The sequence below is a fragment of the Kitasatospora sp. NPDC087314 genome (assembly GCF_044744365.1).
Lineage (GTDB): Bacteria > Actinomycetota > Actinomycetes > Streptomycetales > Streptomycetaceae > Kitasatospora.
This window is the reverse complement of the sequence record NZ_JBIUYE010000007.1, coordinates 100,794-120,294: the sequence shown is the minus strand read 5'-3', so window position 1 is coordinate 120,294 and position 19,501 is coordinate 100,794. Positions and strand designations below refer to the sequence as shown.

The window sequence follows — 19,501 nt, the reverse complement described above, 5'->3', positions numbered from 1 at the left end:
GAATACGGTGGGCCCATGACCCAGCTCCCCTCCGCCCTGTCGGTCCGCGAGAGCGGTACCGGAACACCGATCGTGCTGCTGCACGCCTTCCCGCTGAACGCCTCGATGTGGTCCGCCCAACTGGACGCGCTGCCCGGACTGACCGGCGACGAGGCCCGGGTGCTCGCCCCGGACCAGCGCGGTTTCGGCGGCACCGAGCTGGGGGCCGACGAGCCCTCGCTGGACCTGGTCGCCGACGACCTCGCGCTGCTGCTGGACGCGGCCGGGATCGGGCGAGCGGTGGTCGGCGGGCTCTCCATGGGCGGCTACGTGGCGCTGGCCTTCGCCCGCCGCCACCCGGACCGGCTGGCCGGCCTGCTACTCGCCAACACCCGCGCCACCGCCGACACCGACGCGGTGCGGGCCAACCGGGAGCGGATCGCCGCCGCCGTCACCGCCCGGGACAGCGTCCGGCTGCTGCTCGACGAGCAGGTCGCGGCCGGGCAGCTCGGGCCGGACTCCGGTCATCTGCTGGACCGGGTGCAGGCACTGGTCGCGGCCGCGCCGCCGGCCGCCGTCGCCTGGGCCCAGCGCGCCATGGCGGTCCGGCCGGACGCACTGGACGTCCTGGCCGGGTTGCGGGTGCCGGTCGCGGTCGTCGCGGGCGCGCAGGACCCCCTGGTGGCGCCGGAGGAGGCCGAGCTGATGGTCCGGGCCCGGCCGGACGCCGAACTGACCGTCATCCCCGGGGTGGGCCACCTGAGCGCCCTGGAGGCGCCGGAGGCGTTCGACACCGCCGTCCGCGACCTGCTGGCCCGGGTGGCGGCCGGATGAGGGAGGACGCGACCGGCTGGGACTTCTCGGCGCTGGAGGTGACCGGGCGGATGCCCGTGACCAACCGCGGCGAGGGACTGGTCGAACTGACCCTGGAGCCGCTCGGCGAGGACTACTGGCTGCGCCCTGGGGAGACCTTCATCGTCACCTCGTACGGCGACCACGGATCCGGCCACCCGTTCGAGGTGCAGTACTGGCCCGACTCGGTGTCGGTCTGGTGCACCTCGTGGTTCGGCACCGTCTCGGACGACGAGGGCAACCAGCTCAGCAGCGGGCACCAGCGGCCCGACGGGGCCTATCCGCGGTGATGCCCACTCATCCGAGATGATGACGGCGGAAAAGACGGCAGGCCCTCACCCGGGCGGGTGAGGGCCTGCCGGCGTCGGCGTCAGCGCGACTGCTGGGCGGGCACGCCCATGGTGTCGTCGCCCGGCAGCGAGGCGGCGGCCACGGCCGCGCCGGTCAGCGTCGCCAGCATCTCGCGGACGTTGGTCAGCTGGGCGTTGATGCTGTCGCGGCGGTTGGTGAGCGCCGCCAGCTCGCGCTCGGATTCGCTGCGGATCCGGTCCGCCTTGGCGTTGGCGTCCGCCACGATGTCCTCGGACTGGCGCTGGGCCGTCTCGACGGTCTGACGGGCGCGGCGCTCGGCGTCGGTGCGCAGCTTCTCGGCCTCCAGGCGCAGCTGCTCGGCCCGGTGCTCGATCTCGGCCAGACGCTTCTCGGCCTTGGCCTGACGGGCGGCCAGGTCGCGCTCGGACTGCTCGCGACGCTTGGCCAGGTTGGTCTCGAACTCCAGTGCGGCCTGGGCGGCCTTGGTGCGGGTCTCCTCGAAGAGGGCGTCCGCCTCCTCGCGCTTGTTCTGGGCGTCCTTGTTGGCCTCGGCGCGCAGCTGGGCGCTGTCGCTCTTGGCCTTGTCGACGATCCGCAGACCCTCGTCCTCCGCCTTGGCCTTGCGGTCCTTGGCGTAGTTCTCGGCCTCGGTGCGGACCTGCTGGGCGGCGGCCTCGGCGAGCTCACGGTGCTGCTCGGAAGCGCGGTGCGCCTCGTCGCGCAGGTCCTTGGCCTCCTCCTCGGCGAGTCGCAGGATCTTCTCGACCCGGGCGCCGAGACCGGCGTAGGAGGGCTCCGCCTCGGTGACCGCGGCCTGCGCGGTCTGGGTCTCCAGGTGGAGCTCCTCGATGCGCTTCTCCAGCGCACTGATCCGGGTCAGGGCACTGTCACGGTCGGCCACCAGCTTGGTGATCCGCTCGTCGACCTGGGCGCGCTCGTACCCACGGCGCACCAGGTCGAAGCCGTGAGGGGAGTGACTGTCGCTCATGGGGTTCTGGGCTTCCTGTCGTCAAACCGCTGAGGTGGTTGGGGGAATCCTGACACGGTACCGGAGTGTCGACGGCGAGATGCCGTTGTCCCGCGGACAATGTCCGCTCAATCGGGTGGTGCGTTCTTGGAACGATTGCCGCCCGACCGGGGGGAGCCAATTCCGGCACCCGCCTTGGCGCCCCCGTCCTTCTTGGTGTTGCTTCCCCCGTTGGCCTGGACCACCGGTGACGGTGCCTCGAACGCCTCCAGCGCGGACAGCACGTCCTGGACCCTGGAGATCTCGGTGTTGATGTCCTTGCGACGGCGCACCAGCTCGTCCAGCTCGCGCCGGCCCTCGTCGGTGACCCGCTTCGCCTCGGCCTGCGCCTCGGTGAGCAGCCGTTCGGCCTCCGCCTTCGCCAGCTCGACCTGCTCGTCCGCGCCGCGGTCGGCGTCCCGAAGCCGCTTCTCCGCCTCGGTGGCGGCGCTCTCCAGCCGCTCCTCGGCCTCGGCCTCGGCCGACTGCAGCTTGGCCTCGGCCTTGACGATCAGCGCCTCGGCGCGGTCGGTGGAGTCGGCGAGCTTGGTCTCCGCCTCCTTCAGCAGGCCCTCGGCCTTGCGGACGGCCGAGATCCGGACCTTGCTGGCCTCCGCGGACGCCTCCGAGGTGAGCTCGCCCGCGCGCTCCTCGGCGGCCGCGACCAGGGCCGCCGCGCGCTCCTCGGCCTCGGCGACGGTGGCCACCGCCTGCTCCTCGGCCTCGGTCAGCTGCTCCTGAGCGGCCGTCACCAGCGCGTCGACCCGCTCGCCGGCCGACTTCATGGCCGCCGCGTTCTCCTTGCGGGCGCGCTCGTGCAGCGCCTCCACCTCGGCGTCGGTGCGCTCGCGCAGCTCCTCGGCGCGCTCGCGGATCGCGGTGGCGTCCCGGCGGGCCTCGGCGAGCAGCGTGTCGGCGTCGGACCGGCCCTTCTCCACCTCGGCCTGGCCGGCCGCCTCGCCGGCGGCGACCAGCCGGTCGGCCTCCTTGCGGGCGGCGGCGACCATCGCGTCCGCCTGCTCCTCGGCGGCGGCGGTGGTGGCCAGCGCGGTGGTCTGGGCGTCCTCGCCGAGCGCCTCGGCGTCCGCGAACGCCTTCTCCAGGACGGAGTTGGCCTGCTCGCGGGTGGCCCGGTCGAACTGCTCGGCGGCCTCCCGGGTCTCCGCGTCGTACGCGTCGGCGCGGCCGTGGGTGGCGGCGTCGTACTCGTCGGCGAGGGTGCGGGTGGCGAGCGCGTACTCCTCGGCCTCGGTGCGCAGGGCCGCGGCCAGCTCCTCGGCGTCGGCGACCAGGGCGGCCGAGCGCTCGTCGGCGGCGGCCATCGTCCGCACGGCCTGGGCCTCGGCGTCCGCGCGCAGTTGCTCGGCGTTCTCCCGGGCCGCGCGCAGCACGGCGTCGGCCTCCGCCCGCAGGTGCTCGTCGTAGGCCTGGGCCTCGGCGCGCTGCCGGCCCAGCTCGGCCTCGTGGGCCTCGCGCTCGGCGGCCAGCTCCAGTTCGGTCCGCTCGCGCAGGGCGGTGGTCTCGGCGTCGGTGCGGGCGCGCAGTTCGGCGGTCTCGTGGTCGGCGAGTTCGCGCTGCTGGGTGGTTTCGCGGTCGGCGAGTTCGCGCTGTTCGGCGGTCTCGTGGTCGGCGAGGGCCCGCTGCTCGGCGGTCTCCCGCTCGGCCAGCTCGCGCAGTTCGGCGGCGGCCTGCTCGGTCCGGTCGAGGAGCTCGGCGGCCTCCCGCTCGACGGCGGCCCGCCGCTCGGCGATCTGCTCGGCGGCGGCCTCGTGCATGCCGGCCACCGACTGGCGGACCTCGGCGGCCTCCTCCTCGGCGGCCGTGACCAGGGCGGCGCCCTCGGCCCCGGCGGCGGCGACCAGTTCCTCGCCGTCGATCCGGGCCTGCTCCAGGACGGCGGCGGCCTCGGCGCGGATGCCGTCGGCGGTGGCGCGAGCCTCGGACAGCTCGCGACCGGCCTCGGCACGGACCGTCTCGGCCTGCTCGGAGGCCAGCGCCAGGTCGGCGGCGGCCTTCTCCCGGACGGCCTTGGCGTCCCGGGCGGCCTCGGCCTGACGCTGCTCGGCGGCGCTCCGGGCGCTCTCCAGCAGGTCCTCGGCCTCGGCGCGCTGGGCGGTGGTCTCGGCGGCGGTGCGCTCGGCCAGTTCGGCGGCGGCCTGCTCGGCCTCGGCGCGGACGTCGGCGGCGTACGCCTCGGCGGCCGTGCGCTGCTCGGTGGTCTCGCGCTCGGCGAGTTCGCGCAGTTCGGTGGTCTCGTGGTCGGCCAGCTCGCGCTGCTCGGCGGTCTCGCGGTCGGCGAGGGCGCGCAGTTCGGTGGTCTCGTGGTCGGCCAGCTCGCGCTGCTCGGCGGTCTCGCGGTCGGCGAGGGCGCGCAGTTCGGCGGCGGCCTGTTCGGCCTCGGCGCGCTGGGCGGTGGTCTCGGCGGTGGTGCGCTCGGCCAGTTCGGTGGCGGTCCGCTCGGCCTGCTCGTGGGTGGCCTGGGCGGCGGCCAGGAGCTCGGCGGTCTCCTCGCGCTCGCGGCGCAGGCCGGCGGCGGCCTCCTCGTGCTCGCGCCGGCTCTCCTCGCGCAGCGCGTTCGCGGCGGCCTCGGCCTCGCCCCGGGTACGGGCGGCCTCGGCGTCGGCCTCGGTGCGGACGCGCTCGGCGTCGGCCACCGCGGCGTCCCGGACGGCGTTCGCCTCGGCCTGCGCGTCGGCGGTGACGGCGGCCGCGGCGGCGCTCGCCTCGGACCGGACCCGCTGGTCGAACTCGGCCGCGTCCCGGCGGAGTTCGGCGGTCTCGCGCTCGGCGGCGGCGCGGTTCTCGGCGGCCGCGGCCTTGGCGGCGGCGAGGGCGTCCTGGCCCTGCTGCTCGGCGGCGGCGGTGGTCTTCCCGGCCTCGGCGCGGGCCCGGGCCAGGGTCTGCTCGGCCCGGCCCTGGGTCTCGGCGGCCTGCTCGTGGGCCTGCGCGCGCAGCCGCTCGATCTCCCCGGCCGCGCCGGCGCGCAGCTCGTCCGCGTCGGCCTTGGCCCTGGTGAGCAGCTCCTCGGCGTTCTTCGCCGACTCCTCGATCTGCACGACGGCCTGGCGGCGGGCCTCGCCGCGGACCCGGTCGGCCTCGGCGGCGGCCTGGGCGCGAAGTTCCTCGGCCTCGGCCCGCAGCCGGGCCGCCTCGTCCTGCATCTGCTCGATCCGCTCGCGGATCGCGGCGGCGTCGTCGAGGGCGGCGTTCTGGGCCTGCTCGACGGCGGCCTGGGCCTGCTCGCGCAGGCGCTGGGCCTCGGCGGCGGCCTCGGTGCGGATCCGCTCGGCCTCGGTGGCGGCCTCGGCACGGGCGGTCTCGGCGTCCTGGTTGGCCCGGCCGAGTACCTCCTCGGCGGTCTTGGCGGCCTTGGCGAGGTGGACGGTGGCGTCCTTGGCGCCGGTCGCCCGGCCCTCCTCCTCGGCCGCGTGGCGCAGCCGCTGGGCCTCGGCCTCGGCGTGGGCGCGCAGCTCGGCGACGTCCCGTTCGGCCTGGGCGCGCAGTTCGGCGATCGCGGCCTCGGCCTCGGCGCGCAGTTCGCCGGCCACCGACTCGGCGGTGGCCCGCAGCCGTTCGCTCTCCTCGGCGGCGGCGGCCTTGGCGGCCTCCGCCTCGGCCTGCTTGGTGGTGGCCTCGGCGCGGATGGCCTCGGCCTCCTTGGTGGCCTGGGCGACCATCCGGGCGACCTCGGCGCGGGCGGTCTGCGAGCGCTGCTCGTTGGCGGCCTCGCCGTCGGCGACCTTGCGCTCGGCGGCCGCCTCGGCGTCGGCCTGGAGCTGTTCGGCGGCCTGCTCCGCCTGGGCGCGCAGTTCGGCGGACTCGCGGCGGGTGCGCTCGGCCTCGGCGATCGCCTCGGCGCGCAGCCGCTCTATCTCGGCCTGGGCGTGGGCGAGCTGCTGCTCGGCCCGGCTCTGCTCGGCGGCGGACTGTTCCTTGAGCCGGTCGATCTCGGCCTTCGCGGCGGCGAGCTGCTGCTCGGCGGCAGCGTGCGCGGCGGCGAGCTGCTGCTGGGCCTCGCCGCGGGCGGCACCGACCTCGGCGGCGGCCTGGGCGCCGGCCTGCTGGGCGTGCTCGGAGGCGGCGCGCAGCAGGCGCTCGGCGTCGCTCTGGGCCCGCTGGAGGGCGGCCTCGGCGGCGGCCTGGGCCTCGCCGCGGGCGGCGTCGACGTCGGCGGCGGTCTGGGCGCGGGCCTGGTCGGAGAGCGCGACGGCCTCGGCCCGGGCGGCGGCGACCATCCGCTCGGCCTCGGCGCGGGCCTCCTGGAGCAGCCGCTGGGCCTCCTGCTCGGAGCCGGCCCGGGTCTGTTCGGCCCAGCCGTTGACGTGCTGCTCGGCGGTGCGGCGCAGCTCGGCGAGCTCGTCCTCCAGCTGGCGGCGGCGGGCGGTGAGCTCGGCCTCCAGTCGGGCGGTGCGCTCGGCGGCCTCGGCCATGATCCGCTGGGTGGCGGCCTGGGAGTCGCGCAGCTGGCGCTCGGCGTCGGCGCGCAGCTGCTGGGCCTGCATCTCGGCAGTGCGGAGCATCTGCTCGGCCTGGCCGGAGACGGCGTCGAAGGCGCGCGGCTGGGCGAGCATGCGGCGGGACTCGTGCAGCTTGGCCCGGAGCACCTCCACCTGGTAGGCGAGGTCCTCGGCATGCTCGACTGCCTTGTCCCGCTCCTTTCGAGTCCGACCCATCTCGGCCTCGAACTGGGAGAGGTGATCGTCAACCTCGTAGCGGTCGTTGCCCCGCACTCCGCGGTCCCATCCATCTCCTGGTCGCGTCCTCGACCCGGCCGGTCCAGGGCCCCCGTTGTCCGGGTGCCGGTCCGACTGGCTCCTTGCATCCGCAGCCGGTGGACGGCCCTCCGGTCATGCCGGGGCCGCACTCCGCGGTGGTCGGAGCCCTGGGCGCGGAAGCGCGGTGATCCCGCGTTCCCTCGTCCGGGTGGACTCCTGGGCGAACTCTTGCCTTGTGGAGAATGGTGACAGATCCGTGTTGCGACTGTTCAGCCGTGCCCGCGTACTGGACTCCCCTGCGACGGGCCGGCCACCGCAGGGCGGACGGGCCTGTCATCGGCCGTGCCCGTCGCCTCCGTCCCCCGGAGCCTTCGCGCACCTGGGCATTGTAGTGGGAGCGCACTGCGGGGGAATGGCCGCGTGGGGGTTTTCCGACTGTCCGACGAGGTTACTGACGGGTCATGACCGGCGGGACGGGGGTGCCGCCCGGGTGGACGGCACCCGTCGGCTCAGTGGGCGGCGTGCTCGTCGGGCCCGGCGGAGGTCACCAACTCGGTCAGCACACCACCGCAGTCCTTGGGGTGCAGGAAGGTGATCCGCGAGCCCATCGAGCCGATCCGCGGCTCGTCGTAGAGGACCCGCACGCCCTTGGCCCGGACGGCCTCGGCGTCGCCGTCGACGTCGGCGGTGCCGAAGGCGATGTGGTGCACGCCCTCGCCGTTCTTCTCCAGCCACTTGGCGACGGTCGAGTCGGGCCGGGTGGGCTCCAGCAGCTGGAGGTAGGAGGCGCCGCCGTCGCCGGTGTCGTTGATCTTGAGCATGGCCTCGCGGACGCCCTGCTCCTCGTTGACCTCGGTGTGGAACACCTCGAAGCCGTAGGTGGCGCGGTAGAACTCGACCGTCTTGTCGAGGTCTCGGCAGGCGATGCCGATGTGGTCGATACGGGTCAGCACGGCGACCTCCGGGAGGCGGGTTGGCGACGTCGGGAACCAGGTGACACCAGTGCAGCGCATCGCTCTCGACCGGCGCCACCGCCGGACGTGCGAGTCTGCTCACACGCAGGGGTTTCACCCGGGCCGCGTTGACACGGTGTTGACTGGAGGGTGCCAGTGCGCTCGATCACACCGTCGCTCCGGTGACGGGCGGGTAACGGGTCAGTACATTGAGCGCATCCTCACCTGGCCACGACGTGCGAAGGGGCTCGTCCCATGACCAACACCACCTCTGTGATCGTTGCCGGTGCGCGGACCCCGATGGGCCGCCTGCTCGGCTCCCTCAAGGGCTTCTCGGGTGCCGACCTCGGCGGCTTCGCGATCAAGGCCGCACTGGAACGGGCCGGCGTCACGGGTGACCAGGTCCAGTACGTGATCATGGGCCAGGTGCTGCAGGCCGGCGCCGGGCAGATCCCGGCCCGCCAGGCCGCCGTCAAGGCCGGCATCCCGATGAACGTCCCGGCGCTCACCATCAACAAGGTGTGCCTCTCCGGCCTGGACGCCATCGCGCTGGCCGACCAGCTGATCCGGGCCGGTGAGTTCGACATCGTGGTGGCCGGCGGCCAGGAGTCGATGACCAACGCCCCGCACCTGCTGCCGAAGTCCCGCGAGGGCTACAAGTACGGCGCGGTCGAGCTGCTCGACGCGATGGCCCACGACGGCCTCACCGACGCCTACGAGAACATCCCGATGGGCGAGTCGACCGAGAAGCACAACACCCGCCTGGGCATCGCCCGCGAGGTGCAGGACGAGATCGCCGCGGCCTCCCACCAGCGGGCCGCCAAGGCGCAGGCCGACGGCGTCTTCGACGCCGAGATCACCCCGGTCGCGATCCCGCAGCGCAAGGGCGAGCCGGTGCTGTTCGGCCAGGACGAGGGCATCCGCGCGGACACCACCGTCGAGGGCCTGGCCCGGCTGCGCCCGGCGTTCGCCAAGGACGGCACGATCACCGCCGGCACCTCCTCGCAGATCTCCGACGGCGCCGCCGCGGTGGTCGTGATGAGCAAGGCCAAGGCCGAGGAGCTGGGCCTGAGCTGGATCGCCGAGATCGGCGCGCACGGCAACGTGGCGGGTCCGGACAACTCGCTGCAGTCGCAGCCGTCCAACGCGATCCGGCACGCGCTGGCCAAGGAGGGCCTGGAGGTCTCCGACCTCGACCTGATCGAGATCAACGAGGCGTTCGCGGCCGTCGCCTACCAGTCGACCAAGGACCTGGGCGTCTCCTCGGACATCGTCAACGTCAACGGCGGCGCGATCGCGCTCGGTCACCCGATCGGCATGTCCGGCGCCCGCGTGGTGCTGCACCTGGCACTGGAGCTCCAGCGGCGCGGCGGCGGTGTCGGCGCGGCCGCGCTGTGCGGCGGCGGCGGCCAGGGCGACGCGCTGATCGTGCGCGTCCCGAAGGCCTGATCAGCTGATCTGATCTTCGGGGCTGCGGACCGCCACAAGCGGTCCGCAGCCCCTTCGGCATCCCTAGGAGCTCCCGATGATCGATGTCGCCACGCTGGTCGAACAGGCCCGGGCGGGCCGGCCGCGGGCGGTCGCCCGGCTGATCACGCTGGTCGAGAACGCGGCCCCGCAGTTGCGCGAGGCGATGGCCGCGCTCGCGCCGTACACCGGTCAGGCCTACACGGTGGGCCTGACCGGTTCGCCCGGGGTCGGCAAGTCCACCTCCACCTCGGCGCTGGTCTCCGCCTACCGGCGGCTCGGCAAGCGGGTCGGGGTCCTGGCGGTCGACCCGTCCTCGCCGTTCTCCGGCGGCGCGCTGCTCGGCGACCGGGTCCGGATGCAGGACCACGCCACGGACCCCGAGGTGTTCATCCGCTCGATGGCCACCCGTGGCCACCTCGGCGGGCTGTCCTGGACGGCGCCGCAGGCGCTGCGGGTGCTGGACGCGGCCGGCTGCGAGGTGATCCTGGTCGAGACCGTCGGGGTGGGCCAGTCGGAGGTGGAGATCGCCGCCCAGGCCGACACCACCGTGGTGCTGCTCGCCCCCGGGATGGGCGACGGCATCCAGGCCGCCAAGGCCGGGATCCTGGAGATCGGCGACGTCTTCGTGGTCAACAAGGCCGACCGGGACGGCGCCGACGCCACCGCCCGGGAGCTCAACCACATGCTCGGGCTCGGCGAGGCCCGGGACGCGGGGGACTGGCGCCCGCCGATCGTCAAGACCGTCGCCGCCCGCGGCGAGGGCGTGGACGAGGTGGTCGAGGCGCTGGAGAAGCACCGCGCCTGGCTGGAGGAGCACGGCGAGCTGGCGGTGCGCCGCCGCCGCCGGGCCTCCGACGAGATCGAGGCGATCGCGCTGGCCGAACTGCGCACCCGGATCGGCGACCTGCGCGGGGACCGGCACCTGGCCGGCCTGGCCGAGCGGGTGGTGGCGGGCGAGTTGGACCCGTACGGCGCCGCCGACGAGCTGGTGGCCGGGCTCACCCGGGGCTGACGGCGGTACGGGAAGGGTGGGCCGGTCCCGGGACCGGCCCACCCTTCCCGTACGTCGGTCGGATCGCGCCGTCGGTCAGGAGCGACCGCGAAGCCCCCGCAGGTGCTCGGCGACCGGGGCCAGCGCCTCGTACATGGCGTCCAGCTGCTCGGGGGTGAAGCGGTCGATGAAGTGCGACCGGACGCTGCGCACATGGTCGGGGGCGACCCGCTGCATGGTCTCCCAGCCCTGCTCGGTGAGGTGGGCGTAGAGGCCGCGGCGGTCGCCCGGGCACTCCTGGCGCAGCACCAGTCCGGCGTTCTCCATCCGGGTGATCTGGTGCGAGAGCCGGCTCTTGGACTGCAGGGTGGCGGTCGCGAGGTCGGTCATCCGCATCCGGCGGTCGGGGGCCTCGGAGAGGACGACCAGGATCTCGTAGTCGTTGATCGCCAGGTTGTGCGGCTGGAGTTCGCGGCTGAGCTGGTAGTCCAGCAGCTTGGCGACCTCCAGATGGGCGCGCCACATCCGCTGCTCCCTGGCGGTCAGCCAGGGAGTCTCCTCCTCGGGCTGCGACGGAGGGGTGTCCGCAGTGTCGATCGTGTGCGTATCCATGCGGCCCAGCATACCGCATTTAGTTCAATCTTGTACAAGTTTACAGGCCGAAACGCCGTCCCAGATCGCCCAGGTTACCGAGGCCCGGCACGTTGAGGTTGCCCCCGCCGTGGCCGGACGCCGCCGGCTGGGACGGCACCCCGCCCACCGGGACGCCCGCCTCGGCGTCCACCTGGCCGACCGACCGCTCCGCCATCAGCTTCTCGCTGGACTGCAGCAGCACCTGGCCGGCGCCGATGAACTCGAACTGGTGCTCCTCGCCGGAGGCGCCGCCCAGCCCGGTCAGCCGCCGGATGCCGCCGATCAGCCCGTGCATGTAGTCGTGGTCGTAGTGGTGGCACGGCGCCGGGCAGTCCGCCCACCCGACCAGCGCCTGCGGGTCCACCCGGATCGGCGGCTCGACGAAGTGCACCGGCCCGTTGGAGGCGGCGACGAACTTCCCGGTGCCGATCAGGGTCAGGAAGCCCGGGATGATCGACTGCTTGAGCCGCAGCGACGGGTCGAAGGCCAGCAGGTTGCCCGAGCGGACGGTCAGGTTGCCCTCGTCCAGGTCGTAGGAGTTGAGGTCGAAGGCGCGGTCGGCCAGCAGCAGCTTGCCGCGGCCCTGCGCGACCACCCAGTCCGCCGCGTGCATCGGCGAGTTGAAGTGCTGGCCGATCATCCGGTCGAGCACGCCGGCGCCGACGCCCTTGAAGGTGATGTCGCCGTAGTAGGCGACCATCTTGCCCTTCTGCAGGAAGTACGAGCCGTTCAGGTCGACCGAGAAGGCGTAGGGGTTGACGTTGTCGTTCACCGGCAGGCTGAACGCGTCGTACACCACCGGGCCGGAGCCGCCGTGGGCGCTCGGCAGCGGGGCCTGCGGGCCGCCGAACTGCTCCTGGGCGTAGGACTGTTGAGGCTGCTGCGGGGGAGGCGGCGGCGGGTAGCCGCCCTGCTGCGGGTAGCCCTGCGCGGGGGGCGGGTAGCCCTGACCGGGCTGCGGCCCGTAGCCCGGCGGCGGGGGCGCGGCGAAGCCGGGCTGGGTCGGCTGGTCGTACGGCGACTGCCCGTACGGCGGCTGCGGCGGGTAGGACATCAGAGCTTCTCCTCGCTCGCCTGGACGTACACCGCACCCTGCCCGGACAGCTCCAGCTGGAACGCCTCGCCGGAACCGCGGCCGATCATGTCGCGCCAACCCAGCGCCGTGGACAGCTTGTTCTGCACCTGGCCGCGGTGCGCCACGTACGCCTGCGGGTCGACGTGCACCGACTGACCCGGGACGATCGGCAGCTCGAAGACGCCGCCGTGCGCCATCACCGCGACCGCCCCCTGGCCCTCCAGCTTGGTGGTGAACAGGCCCTGCCCGGTGACCTGGCCGCGGACCATGCCCATCACCCCGCCCTGCGAGCCCATGAACATGGTGGACTGGCGCAGCGTGCCCTCGAAGGCCAGCAGCCGGTCCGCCTCGACGTACAGGGTGTCGCCGACCAGGTCGATCACGTGCACGTGGTGGCCGCCGTGGCCGAACATCACCCGGCCCTGGCCCTCGACGGTCATCAGCGGGGTGTCCTCGTTGGCCACCCGGCGGCCGATCATCGACATCACGCCGCCCTGCCCGCCGGTGATGTTCGGCGTGAAGCGGACGTCGCCGGTGTACGCGAGCATCGCGCCGCGCTGGCTGAACAGCCGCTGACCGGGCACCAGCAGGGCCTCGACCATCTTGCCGTTGATCTTCGTGAAGCCCATCAGACGTCGCCCCCGATGGTGACCTTCTCCGACGGCTGCACGTACACCAGCCCCTCCCCGGTGAACTCCACCTGGACGGCCTCGCCGCCGCCCTCGCCGATCACCGTGGTCCAGCCCGCGCCGGACTTCAGGCTGCGGTGCAGGCTGCCGGTGTGTGCCACGTAGGCGCCCGGGTCCACCCGCAGCGGCTGGCTCTTGTCGACCCGCAGGATGATCGCGGGCCCGTTCGAGGTGACGGCGGCCCAGCCGTGGCCCTCCACCTTGGTGGTGAACAGGCCGTTGCCGGAGGACATCCCGTTGAGTCCGGTGAAGGTGGTGCCGGTGCGCAGCGAGCCCTCGGTGCACAGCAGGTTGTCCGCCTCGACGAACAGCGTCTCGCCGTTCAGCCTGACCAGGTTGATCTCGGTGGCCTTGTCGGCGAAGTAGCAGGTGCCCTGTCCCTTCACCTCCATGACGGTCATCTGCTCGCCGGTCAGCCGGCGGGCGACCATGCCGCGCAGGCCGTCCCCGCCGCCGGTCAGCTTCTTGAAGCTCATCTGGCCGGTGTAGGCGACCATCGAGCCGTGTCTGGCCTTGACGGCCTCACCGGCCAACTCGACCGCGAGTACCCGGGATCCCTGGAGTCTGAACTGTGCCACGCCCGCAATCTAGCGGGAGCGGCCGTGGCCGGGCGAGGGGGTGGGGACGAACTGGTACGGGTCTGCGACAAACGCGCCGGTCACGCCCGCGCGTGCGCCCCCCGAGCGGCGTGCGGGACGGCGCCGGCCGCCTCCTCGACCTCCAGCAGCGAGGCCGAGTGGCGTTCCGCCTCGAAGGCCACCACGCCGCCGCGCAGGCCGAACAGCCGCTTGGAGAGCATGATCCACAGGACGGCGGCGATGTTCAGCACCAGCGTGCCGATCTTCACCGCGCTGACGTGGTGGCTCAGTTCGTATCCCTCCAGCGGCAGGAAGGCGGCGGTGGCGACCACGGTCAGGTACTCGGCCCAGCGCTTGCCGATCCAGAGGCCGACCGCCTCGACGATCTCGATCAGCGCGTAGGCCAGCAGCGCGCCCGCGACGATCAGCAGGGTGCTCTTCTTGTAGTCGAAGGTCTTGCGGATGGTGTCGACGATCGGCGAGTGTTCGAGGTCCCAGTGGAAGTGGTCGGTGACCGGCCGGAAGACCGAGAGGTTCTCGTCGAAGACCCGGTGCACGGCGTCCTGGCTGTTGGAGAACTTCCAGACGGCCCAGGCCACGATGATGATCAGCAGGCCGCGCAGCACCCGCTCGATCGCGAGGAAGCGCAGGATGAAGAGGTCCCGCAGCGCCTTGCCGCGCGGCACCAGCGGGGCGTCCTGCGCCGGGCCGGAGCCGTGCGGGGCGCCGAGCGCGAAGTCGCCGCAGCGCAGGCAGCGCCAGGCGTCGCCGAGCGCGGTCGCGGCGTGCAGCCGGGCGGCCAGCTCGGCCTCGGTCGGCGCGTAGGTGATGTGGCCGCGCTTGGCGCAGGTCCTTCGGTCCCAGTCCCGCTTGAACATGTGTGGCTACCCCCGGTCGTCCGACGTCTGCGGCGCCCGGTTCGATGGACGCGCGGGCAGCAGGATAGGGGCAGCGGGTGGCGGGTCGCCGCGTCCGGCCGGGTTCTGGCGCACGGCTGTGACATCGGGCACGGTGCCCACCCCGGCCGGGGGTTCGGACGTGTGCTCGGTGATAATGGCCGGAAGGCTTGTGAGTCGCTTCACAAGCAGGTACGCCTCCGACCCCCGTATTGAGGTACCCATCGTGAACAGCAGCGCCGTCCACCGCCTGCGCCTGGTCTCCGGCCCCGAAGGGGTCTCGTTCATCCTGCTGCTGATCTGCTCCGTGCTGAAGCGGACCACGTCCTTCGACGGCGTCCCGGTGATGGGCATGATCCACGGGATCCTGTTCATCCTGTACGTCGTCTTCTGGATCCAGGCCTGGCAGGCGCAGAGGTGGGACGCCAAGCGCGGTGTCCTGCTGTTCGTCCTCTCGGTGCTGCCCACCGGCGGGTTCTTCGCCGAGCGGATGCTCGGCAAGGAGGAGCGCGGCGAGCTGAAGCCGGCCACCGCCTGAGCGGACACCCCTCCACGCGACGGTCGACAGGCTGCCGCGGCCTCCTCTCCCAAAGGGCCGCGGCAGCCTGTCGCCGGTTTTACCGGGGGTGGCTGGTCGGTGCCGACAGGCCCTAGTTGACGCTGACCCCGCTCCAGGCCGCGGCCACCGCCTTGTACTCGGCGCTGGTGGCGCCGTACAGGTCGGTCGCGGCCTTCAGGGTCGCCGTGCGGGCGCCCGCGTAGTTGGTGGTCGAGGTGAAGTAGACGGTCAGCGCGCGGTACCAGATCGCGGCGGCCTTGGTCCGGCCGATGCCGGTCACGGTCGAGCCGTTGGAGGTCGGGCTGTTGTAGCTGACCCCGTTGATCACCTTGGCGCCGCTGCCCTCGGCGAGCAGGAAGAAGAAGTGGTTGGCGATGCCCGAGGAGTAGTGGACGTCCAGGTTGCCGACGCCGGAGTACCAGGCGTCCGCGGACCTGCCGTCCTTGGAGGGCTTGTCCATGTAGCGCAGCGGGGTGCCGTTGCCGTTGATGTTGAGCTTCTCGCCGATCAGGTAGTCCGGCGGGTCGGCGGGCAGGTTGGCCGACCACTCGACCATGGTGCCGAAGATGTCCGAGGTGGCCTCGTTGAGGCCGCCGGACTCGCCGGAGTAGTTCAGGCCGCCGGTGGCGGAGGTGACGCCGTGGGTCATCTCGTGGCCGGAGACGTCGATCGCGGTCAGCGGGTTGGTGTTGCCGGAGCCGTCCCCGTACGTCATGCAGAAGCAGGAGTCGTTCCAGAACGCGTTGACGTAGTTGGAGCCGTAGTGGACGCGGCTCGTGGCGCCGACGCCGTTGTTCTTGATGCCGTTGCGGCCGAAGGTGTTCTTGTAGTAGTCCCAGGTCGCGGCGGCGCCGAACTGGGCGTCCACGGCGGCGGACTGGCGGTTGGAGGCCAGGCCGTTGCCCCAGGAGTTGGTGGTGCTGGTGAAGAGCGTGCCGTTGCCGGAGGTGGCGCCCTTGAGGTCGGTGGTGGACTGGTTGCCCCGGGAGGCGTCCTTCAGCGAGTAGGTCGAGCCGCTCTGGGTGGTGGTCAGCGGGACGGTGCCGACGTTGACGCCCTTGCCGGTGCCGGCCGCGGTCTGGAACTCCTCGTGGGTGGAGAGCACCGCGCCGGTGGCGGCGTCGGTGACCACCTGCTGGCTGCTCGGGGTGCCGTCGGCCCGCTCGCCGCGGACCACCGTGCGGTGGGCCAGTCGCGGAGTGCCGTCGGCCGCCCACACCACCAGCTCGGCCGCGCCCGCGCCGTCGACCCGGCTGAGCGCCGACTCGTCCTGGTCGACGGCTATCCCGACGGTCGCCCGCACCGCGGCGGTGGCGCGCTCGGCGGCCTGCCCGGCGGCCAGGCCCGGGGCCAGGCTCGGCAGCGACAACCGGCCGTCGAAGGCCCGGTCGACCGAGCTCACCGAGCCGTCGGCGCGCTGGTGGACGACCAGGTCGCCGCCGAGCACCGGGAGGTCGGCGTAGGTGCGCTCGTAGCGCAGGTGGCGTGCGCCGTCGGCGTCCGCGACGACGTCCTTGACCACCAGCCGCTCCTGGCCGCCGAGGGACAGGGCCTGCGCGACCGGGGTGCTCTGCCCGGCGGCCAGCGCGAGCAGCGCCGCGCGCTGCTGCTCCGGGGCCGGGGCGGCGGCCTGGGCGGCGGGGACGACGGCGATCTGGATCACGCCGGCGAGCAGGGCGGTGGCGGAGAGTACGGCGCCGGCTGTCAGCTTTCGCTTCACGTACGGGGTTCCTTCCACGAAACCGCGTGTGCGCGCGGTTGCGCCGCGTACCGGGGCACCGGGGGTGGCGCCGTAGGGGCGGTAGGGCGCGGACGTGCTGCTCCCGTGCAGCCACTGACGGTCCGTCGACGGGTGGGGGTGACGGAGCGTCGGACGGGGCTTGGTCAGAAGCATGACAATCGATGACAGGAAATGACAGGGTGTCGTCGGGTATTGGCCGACAATCGCCAGTGCTGGTGCGGATGGTTCGGTTGCCGCCCAGTGCCCCGCTACGGGCGGTTCGTCCGGCTGGCGGGACTCCGCCACCGGGCGGCGTGCGGGCGTCCTGTCACCGTGCGTCGTACGTCAGTTGACGTTGACGCCGCTCCACGCGGCCGCGACCGCGTTGTACTCGGCGCTGCCGTTGCCGTACAGGTCCGCGGCGGCCTTAAGGCTGCCGGTGCGGGCGCCCGCGTAGTTGGTGGTGGAGGTGAAGTAGACGGTCAGCGCGCGGTACCAGATCTGCGCGGCCTTGTCCCGGCCGATGCCGGTGACCGTCGAGCCGTTGGAGGTCGGGCTGTTGTAGCTGAAGCCGTTGATGGTCTTCGCGCCGCTGCCCTCGGACAGCAGGTAGAAGAAGTGGTTGGCGATGCCCGAGGAGTAGTGGACGTCCAGGTTGCCGACGCCGGAGTACCAGGAGTCCGCCGAGCCGCCGTCCTTGCTGGGCTTGTCCATGTAGCGCAGCGGGCTGCCGTCGCCGTTCAGGTTGATCAGCTCGCCGATCCAGTAGTTCGGCGGGTTGGCGGGCAGGTTGGCGTAGAACTCGACCATGGTGCCGAAGATGTCCGAGGTGGCCTCGTTGAGGCCGCCGGACTCACCGGAGTAGTTGAGGTTCGCCGTGGCGGCGGTGACGCCGTGGCTCATCTCGTGGCCGGCCACGTCGATCTCGGTGAGCGGGTGGGTGTTGCCGCTGCCGTCGCCGTAGGACATGCAGAAGCAGGCGTCGCTCCAGAACGCGTTGACGTAGTTGGAGCCGTAGTGCACCCGGCTGGTCGCGCCGACGCCGTTGTTCTTGATGCCGTTGCGCCCGAAGGTGTTCTTGTAGAAGTCCCAGGTGGCGGCCGCGCCGTACTGGGCGTCCACCGCGGCGGATTCGGCGTTGGAGGCCAGGCCGTTGCCGAAGGTGTCGGTCGAGTTGGCGACCAGGGTGCCGGTGCCGGAGGTCTTGTTCTTCAGGTTGACGGTCGACTGACCGCCGCGGGTGGCGTCCTTCAGCTGGTACGAGGAGCCACTCTGGGTGGTGGTCAGCGGGACGCTGCCGACGAAGACGCCCTTGCCGGTGCCGGCGGCGGTCTGCACCTGCTCGTGGGTGGAGAGCACCGCGCCGGTGGCGGCATCGGTGACCAGCAGCTGGCTGCTCGGGGTGCCGTCGGCGCGCACGCCCTCGACGGTGGTCCGGTACGCCAGGCGCGGGTTGCCGTCGCTCGCCCAGACCACCAGCTCGGCCTTGCCGGTCTGGTGCACGGCCGTCAGCGGGGACTCGTCCTTGTCGGCGACGACGCCGACGGTGGCCTGGACCGCGCCGGTGGCCTGTGCGGCGGCCTTGTCGGCCGGGATCTGCGGGGTCAGGCTCGGCAGGCTCAGCTGCGCGGTGACCGCCTTGTCGACCGACTCCACCGCACCGCGGGCGCTCTGGTGCACCACCAGGTCACCGCCGAGCACCGGCAGGCCGGCGTAGGTGCGCTCGAAGCGCAGGTGCCGGGTGCCGTCCTGGTCCACCACGGCGTCCTTCGCCACCAGTTGCTCCTGCCCGCCGAGGGCGAGCGCCTTCGCCAGCGGGCCGGACTGGCCGCCCGCCAGGGCGAGCGCCGCCGCGTGCTGCTCGGCGGCCTGCGCCTGCAGGGCGGGGATCGGGCTGGCCTGGGCGGCGGTGCTCACCTGGACCACGCCGGTGAGCAGGGCGGTGGCGGAGAGTACGGCGACTGCTGCGAGCTTTCGCTTCACGGACGAGTCCTTCCGGGAAACCGCGTGTGGGCGGTCGCACCGCGTCCCGGGGGCCGGGGTCGGCACCTGAGGGGCGGGACGGGCGCTGACGTGCGGGCCCCGTGCGGTCGAGCGGCAGGTCACCGATGGGTGGGGGTGGTGGCTGCCGGACGGGGCTGGCCGAAAGCATGACAATCGAGCAAATCAAATGACAGGTCTTGCTCATGAATTGGCCAAGTCCCGCCAGTCGGGCGGATTGTGAACGGACCGACAAAAAGGGCGAATCACCCTGGCTTTCAGCGGGTTACCGTCCGAACCGAGGCCTGGTAGTGCGGCTGCGGGTCGATCGGCCGCCAACTCCGGCACGCCTTAGTCGTGTTGTCGTGCATTCACACCGGCGCAATGTCCAGGTATGGACCTGGCCGCCCGATTGGCGGGTTCCCGCCACGCGTCTCGCTTGTCCACCATCAGGACAGCTGGTAGCACACGTCCCTTCCGCCGGTACGGTAAGGAGGTGCCCAAGCCCCTAGCCCTCGACTTCGACCCGATCGCCCGCGCCGACGAGCTCTGGACCCGCCGCTGGGGCGGGGTCCCCTCGATGGCGGCGATCACCTCGATCATGCGCGCCCACCAGATCCTGCTCTCCAGGGTCGACGCGGTGCTCAAGCCGTACGGGCTGACCTTCGCCCGGTACGAGGCGCTGGTGCTGCTGACCTTCAGCCGGACCGGCGAGCTCTCGCTGTCCAAGATCGGCGAGCGGCTCATGGTCCACCCGACCAGCGTCACCAACACCGTCGACCGGCTGGAGCGGGCCGGCCTGGTCGCCCGCCGCCCGAACCCGCTGGACGGTCGCGGCGTGCTCGCCGCGATCACCGGCCGCGGCCGCGAGGCGGTCGAGGAGGCCACCCGGGAGCTCATGGCGATGGAGTTCGGGCTGGAGGAGTACGACACCGAGCAGTGTCGCCAGGTGTTCGAGCTGCTCAGGCCGCTGCGGATCGCCGCCGGCGACTTCACCGACGACCGCGGCGAGGGGGCTGCGCGGGAGCGGCCGTGAGGACGGCTACCCTCGTGGGAGCGGTGCGCGGATCCTGGCGTACCGGCCGATCCTGCC

General features: G+C 72.9%; 16 protein-coding genes. 6 read left to right on the top strand and 10 right to left on the bottom strand.

The features are described from left to right. The first annotated feature begins 15 nt into the window (after nt 1-15). Both ACIO5E_RS16990 and ACIO5E_RS16985 read left to right on the top strand, forming a co-directional pair. A complete protein-coding gene (locus tag ACIO5E_RS16990) occupies nt 16-813 on the top strand; it encodes an alpha/beta fold hydrolase (RefSeq protein WP_400668123.1) in 798 nt (265 codons plus the stop codon). Continuing rightward, nucleotides 810-1,121 carry a hypothetical protein gene (locus ACIO5E_RS16985; protein WP_400668120.1) on the top strand — a complete coding sequence of 104 codons (312 nt, stop codon included), beginning with the start codon at nt 810-812 and terminating at the stop codon, nt 1,119-1,121. Before ACIO5E_RS16990 ends, ACIO5E_RS16985 begins: the two co-directional genes overlap by 4 nt. Before the next feature lie 80 nt (nt 1,122-1,201). Here ACIO5E_RS16985 and ACIO5E_RS16980 read toward each other — a convergent pair whose 3' ends face one another. From ACIO5E_RS16980 to mce, 3 genes are all read right to left on the bottom strand, one after another. Next, nucleotides 1,202-2,131: a hypothetical protein gene (locus tag ACIO5E_RS16980; protein ID WP_063347784.1), complete on the bottom strand. Its 930-nt coding sequence runs from the start codon at nt 2,129-2,131 to the stop codon at nt 1,202-1,204. 107 nt (nt 2,132-2,238) lie between these two features. Then, the gene (locus ACIO5E_RS16975) at nt 2,239-6,879 is read right to left on the bottom strand and encodes a hypothetical protein (RefSeq protein ID WP_400668117.1); all 4,641 of its coding nucleotides are present in this window, start codon (nt 6,877-6,879) and stop codon (nt 2,239-2,241) included. Nucleotides 6,880-7,373: 494 nt separating this feature from the next. Further along, a complete protein-coding gene (mce, locus tag ACIO5E_RS16970) occupies nt 7,374-7,817 on the bottom strand; it encodes a methylmalonyl-CoA epimerase (RefSeq protein ID WP_280675985.1) in 444 nt (147 codons plus the stop codon). A 255-nt stretch (nt 7,818-8,072) separates the two neighbouring features. Here mce and ACIO5E_RS16965 point away from each other — a divergent pair, with 255 nt between their 5' ends. Further along, nucleotides 8,073-9,266 carry an acetyl-CoA C-acetyltransferase gene (locus ACIO5E_RS16965; protein ID WP_400668114.1) on the top strand — a complete coding sequence of 398 codons (1,194 nt, stop codon included), beginning with the start codon at nt 8,073-8,075 and terminating at the stop codon, nt 9,264-9,266. A 76-nt stretch (nt 9,267-9,342) separates the two neighbouring features. Then, a complete protein-coding gene (meaB, locus tag ACIO5E_RS16960; RefSeq protein WP_280675982.1) occupies nt 9,343-10,299 on the top strand; it encodes a methylmalonyl Co-A mutase-associated GTPase MeaB in 957 nt (318 codons plus the stop codon). Nucleotides 10,300-10,374: 75 nt separating this feature from the next. Here meaB and ACIO5E_RS16955 read toward each other — a convergent pair whose 3' ends face one another. The 5 genes from ACIO5E_RS16955 to ACIO5E_RS16935 all read right to left on the bottom strand — a co-directional run bounded on the left by ACIO5E_RS16955 (nt 10,375) and on the right by ACIO5E_RS16935 (nt 14,131). Further along, nucleotides 10,375-10,890: a MarR family winged helix-turn-helix transcriptional regulator gene (locus ACIO5E_RS16955; RefSeq protein WP_280675980.1), complete on the bottom strand. Its 516-nt coding sequence runs from the start codon at nt 10,888-10,890 to the stop codon at nt 10,375-10,377. Nucleotides 10,891-10,930: 40 nt separating this feature from the next. Next, a complete protein-coding gene (locus ACIO5E_RS16950; protein WP_400668730.1) occupies nt 10,931-11,740 on the bottom strand; it encodes an AIM24 family protein in 810 nt (269 codons plus the stop codon). Between the two features lie 224 nt (nt 11,741-11,964). Continuing rightward, complete coding sequence (locus ACIO5E_RS16945; protein ID WP_280675978.1) at nt 11,965-12,615, bottom strand: AIM24 family protein; 651 nt, start codon at nt 12,613-12,615, stop codon at nt 11,965-11,967. After that, a complete protein-coding gene (locus ACIO5E_RS16940) occupies nt 12,615-13,253 on the bottom strand; it encodes an AIM24 family protein (RefSeq protein ID WP_280675976.1) in 639 nt (212 codons plus the stop codon). The genes ACIO5E_RS16945 and ACIO5E_RS16940 overlap by 1 nt, the downstream gene beginning before the upstream one ends. Nucleotides 13,254-13,333: 80 nt before the next feature. Beyond that, complete coding sequence (locus tag ACIO5E_RS16935) at nt 13,334-14,131, bottom strand: DUF2127 domain-containing protein (RefSeq protein WP_400668109.1); 798 nt, start codon at nt 14,129-14,131, stop codon at nt 13,334-13,336. A gap of 244 nt (nt 14,132-14,375) precedes the next feature. Here ACIO5E_RS16935 and ACIO5E_RS16930 point away from each other — a divergent pair, with 244 nt between their 5' ends. Further along, a complete protein-coding gene (locus ACIO5E_RS16930; RefSeq protein WP_400668106.1) occupies nt 14,376-14,687 on the top strand; it encodes a DUF3817 domain-containing protein in 312 nt (103 codons plus the stop codon). Between the two features lie 112 nt (nt 14,688-14,799). Here ACIO5E_RS16930 and ACIO5E_RS16925 read toward each other — a convergent pair whose 3' ends face one another. Next, nucleotides 14,800-16,428 carry a M4 family metallopeptidase gene (locus tag ACIO5E_RS16925; protein ID WP_400668104.1) on the bottom strand — a complete coding sequence of 543 codons (1,629 nt, stop codon included), beginning with the start codon at nt 16,426-16,428 and terminating at the stop codon, nt 14,800-14,802. A 345-nt stretch (nt 16,429-16,773) separates the two neighbouring features. Next, nucleotides 16,774-18,411, bottom strand: coding sequence for a M4 family metallopeptidase (locus ACIO5E_RS16920; RefSeq protein WP_400668101.1), 1,638 nt, complete (start codon nt 18,409-18,411; stop codon nt 16,774-16,776). Nucleotides 18,412-18,904: 493 nt separating this feature from the next. Between ACIO5E_RS16920 and ACIO5E_RS16915 the strand changes: the two genes are divergently transcribed. Then, nucleotides 18,905-19,444, top strand: coding sequence for a MarR family winged helix-turn-helix transcriptional regulator (locus ACIO5E_RS16915; protein WP_400668098.1), 540 nt, complete (start codon nt 18,905-18,907; stop codon nt 19,442-19,444). Nucleotides 19,445-19,501: the final 57 nt, after the last annotated feature.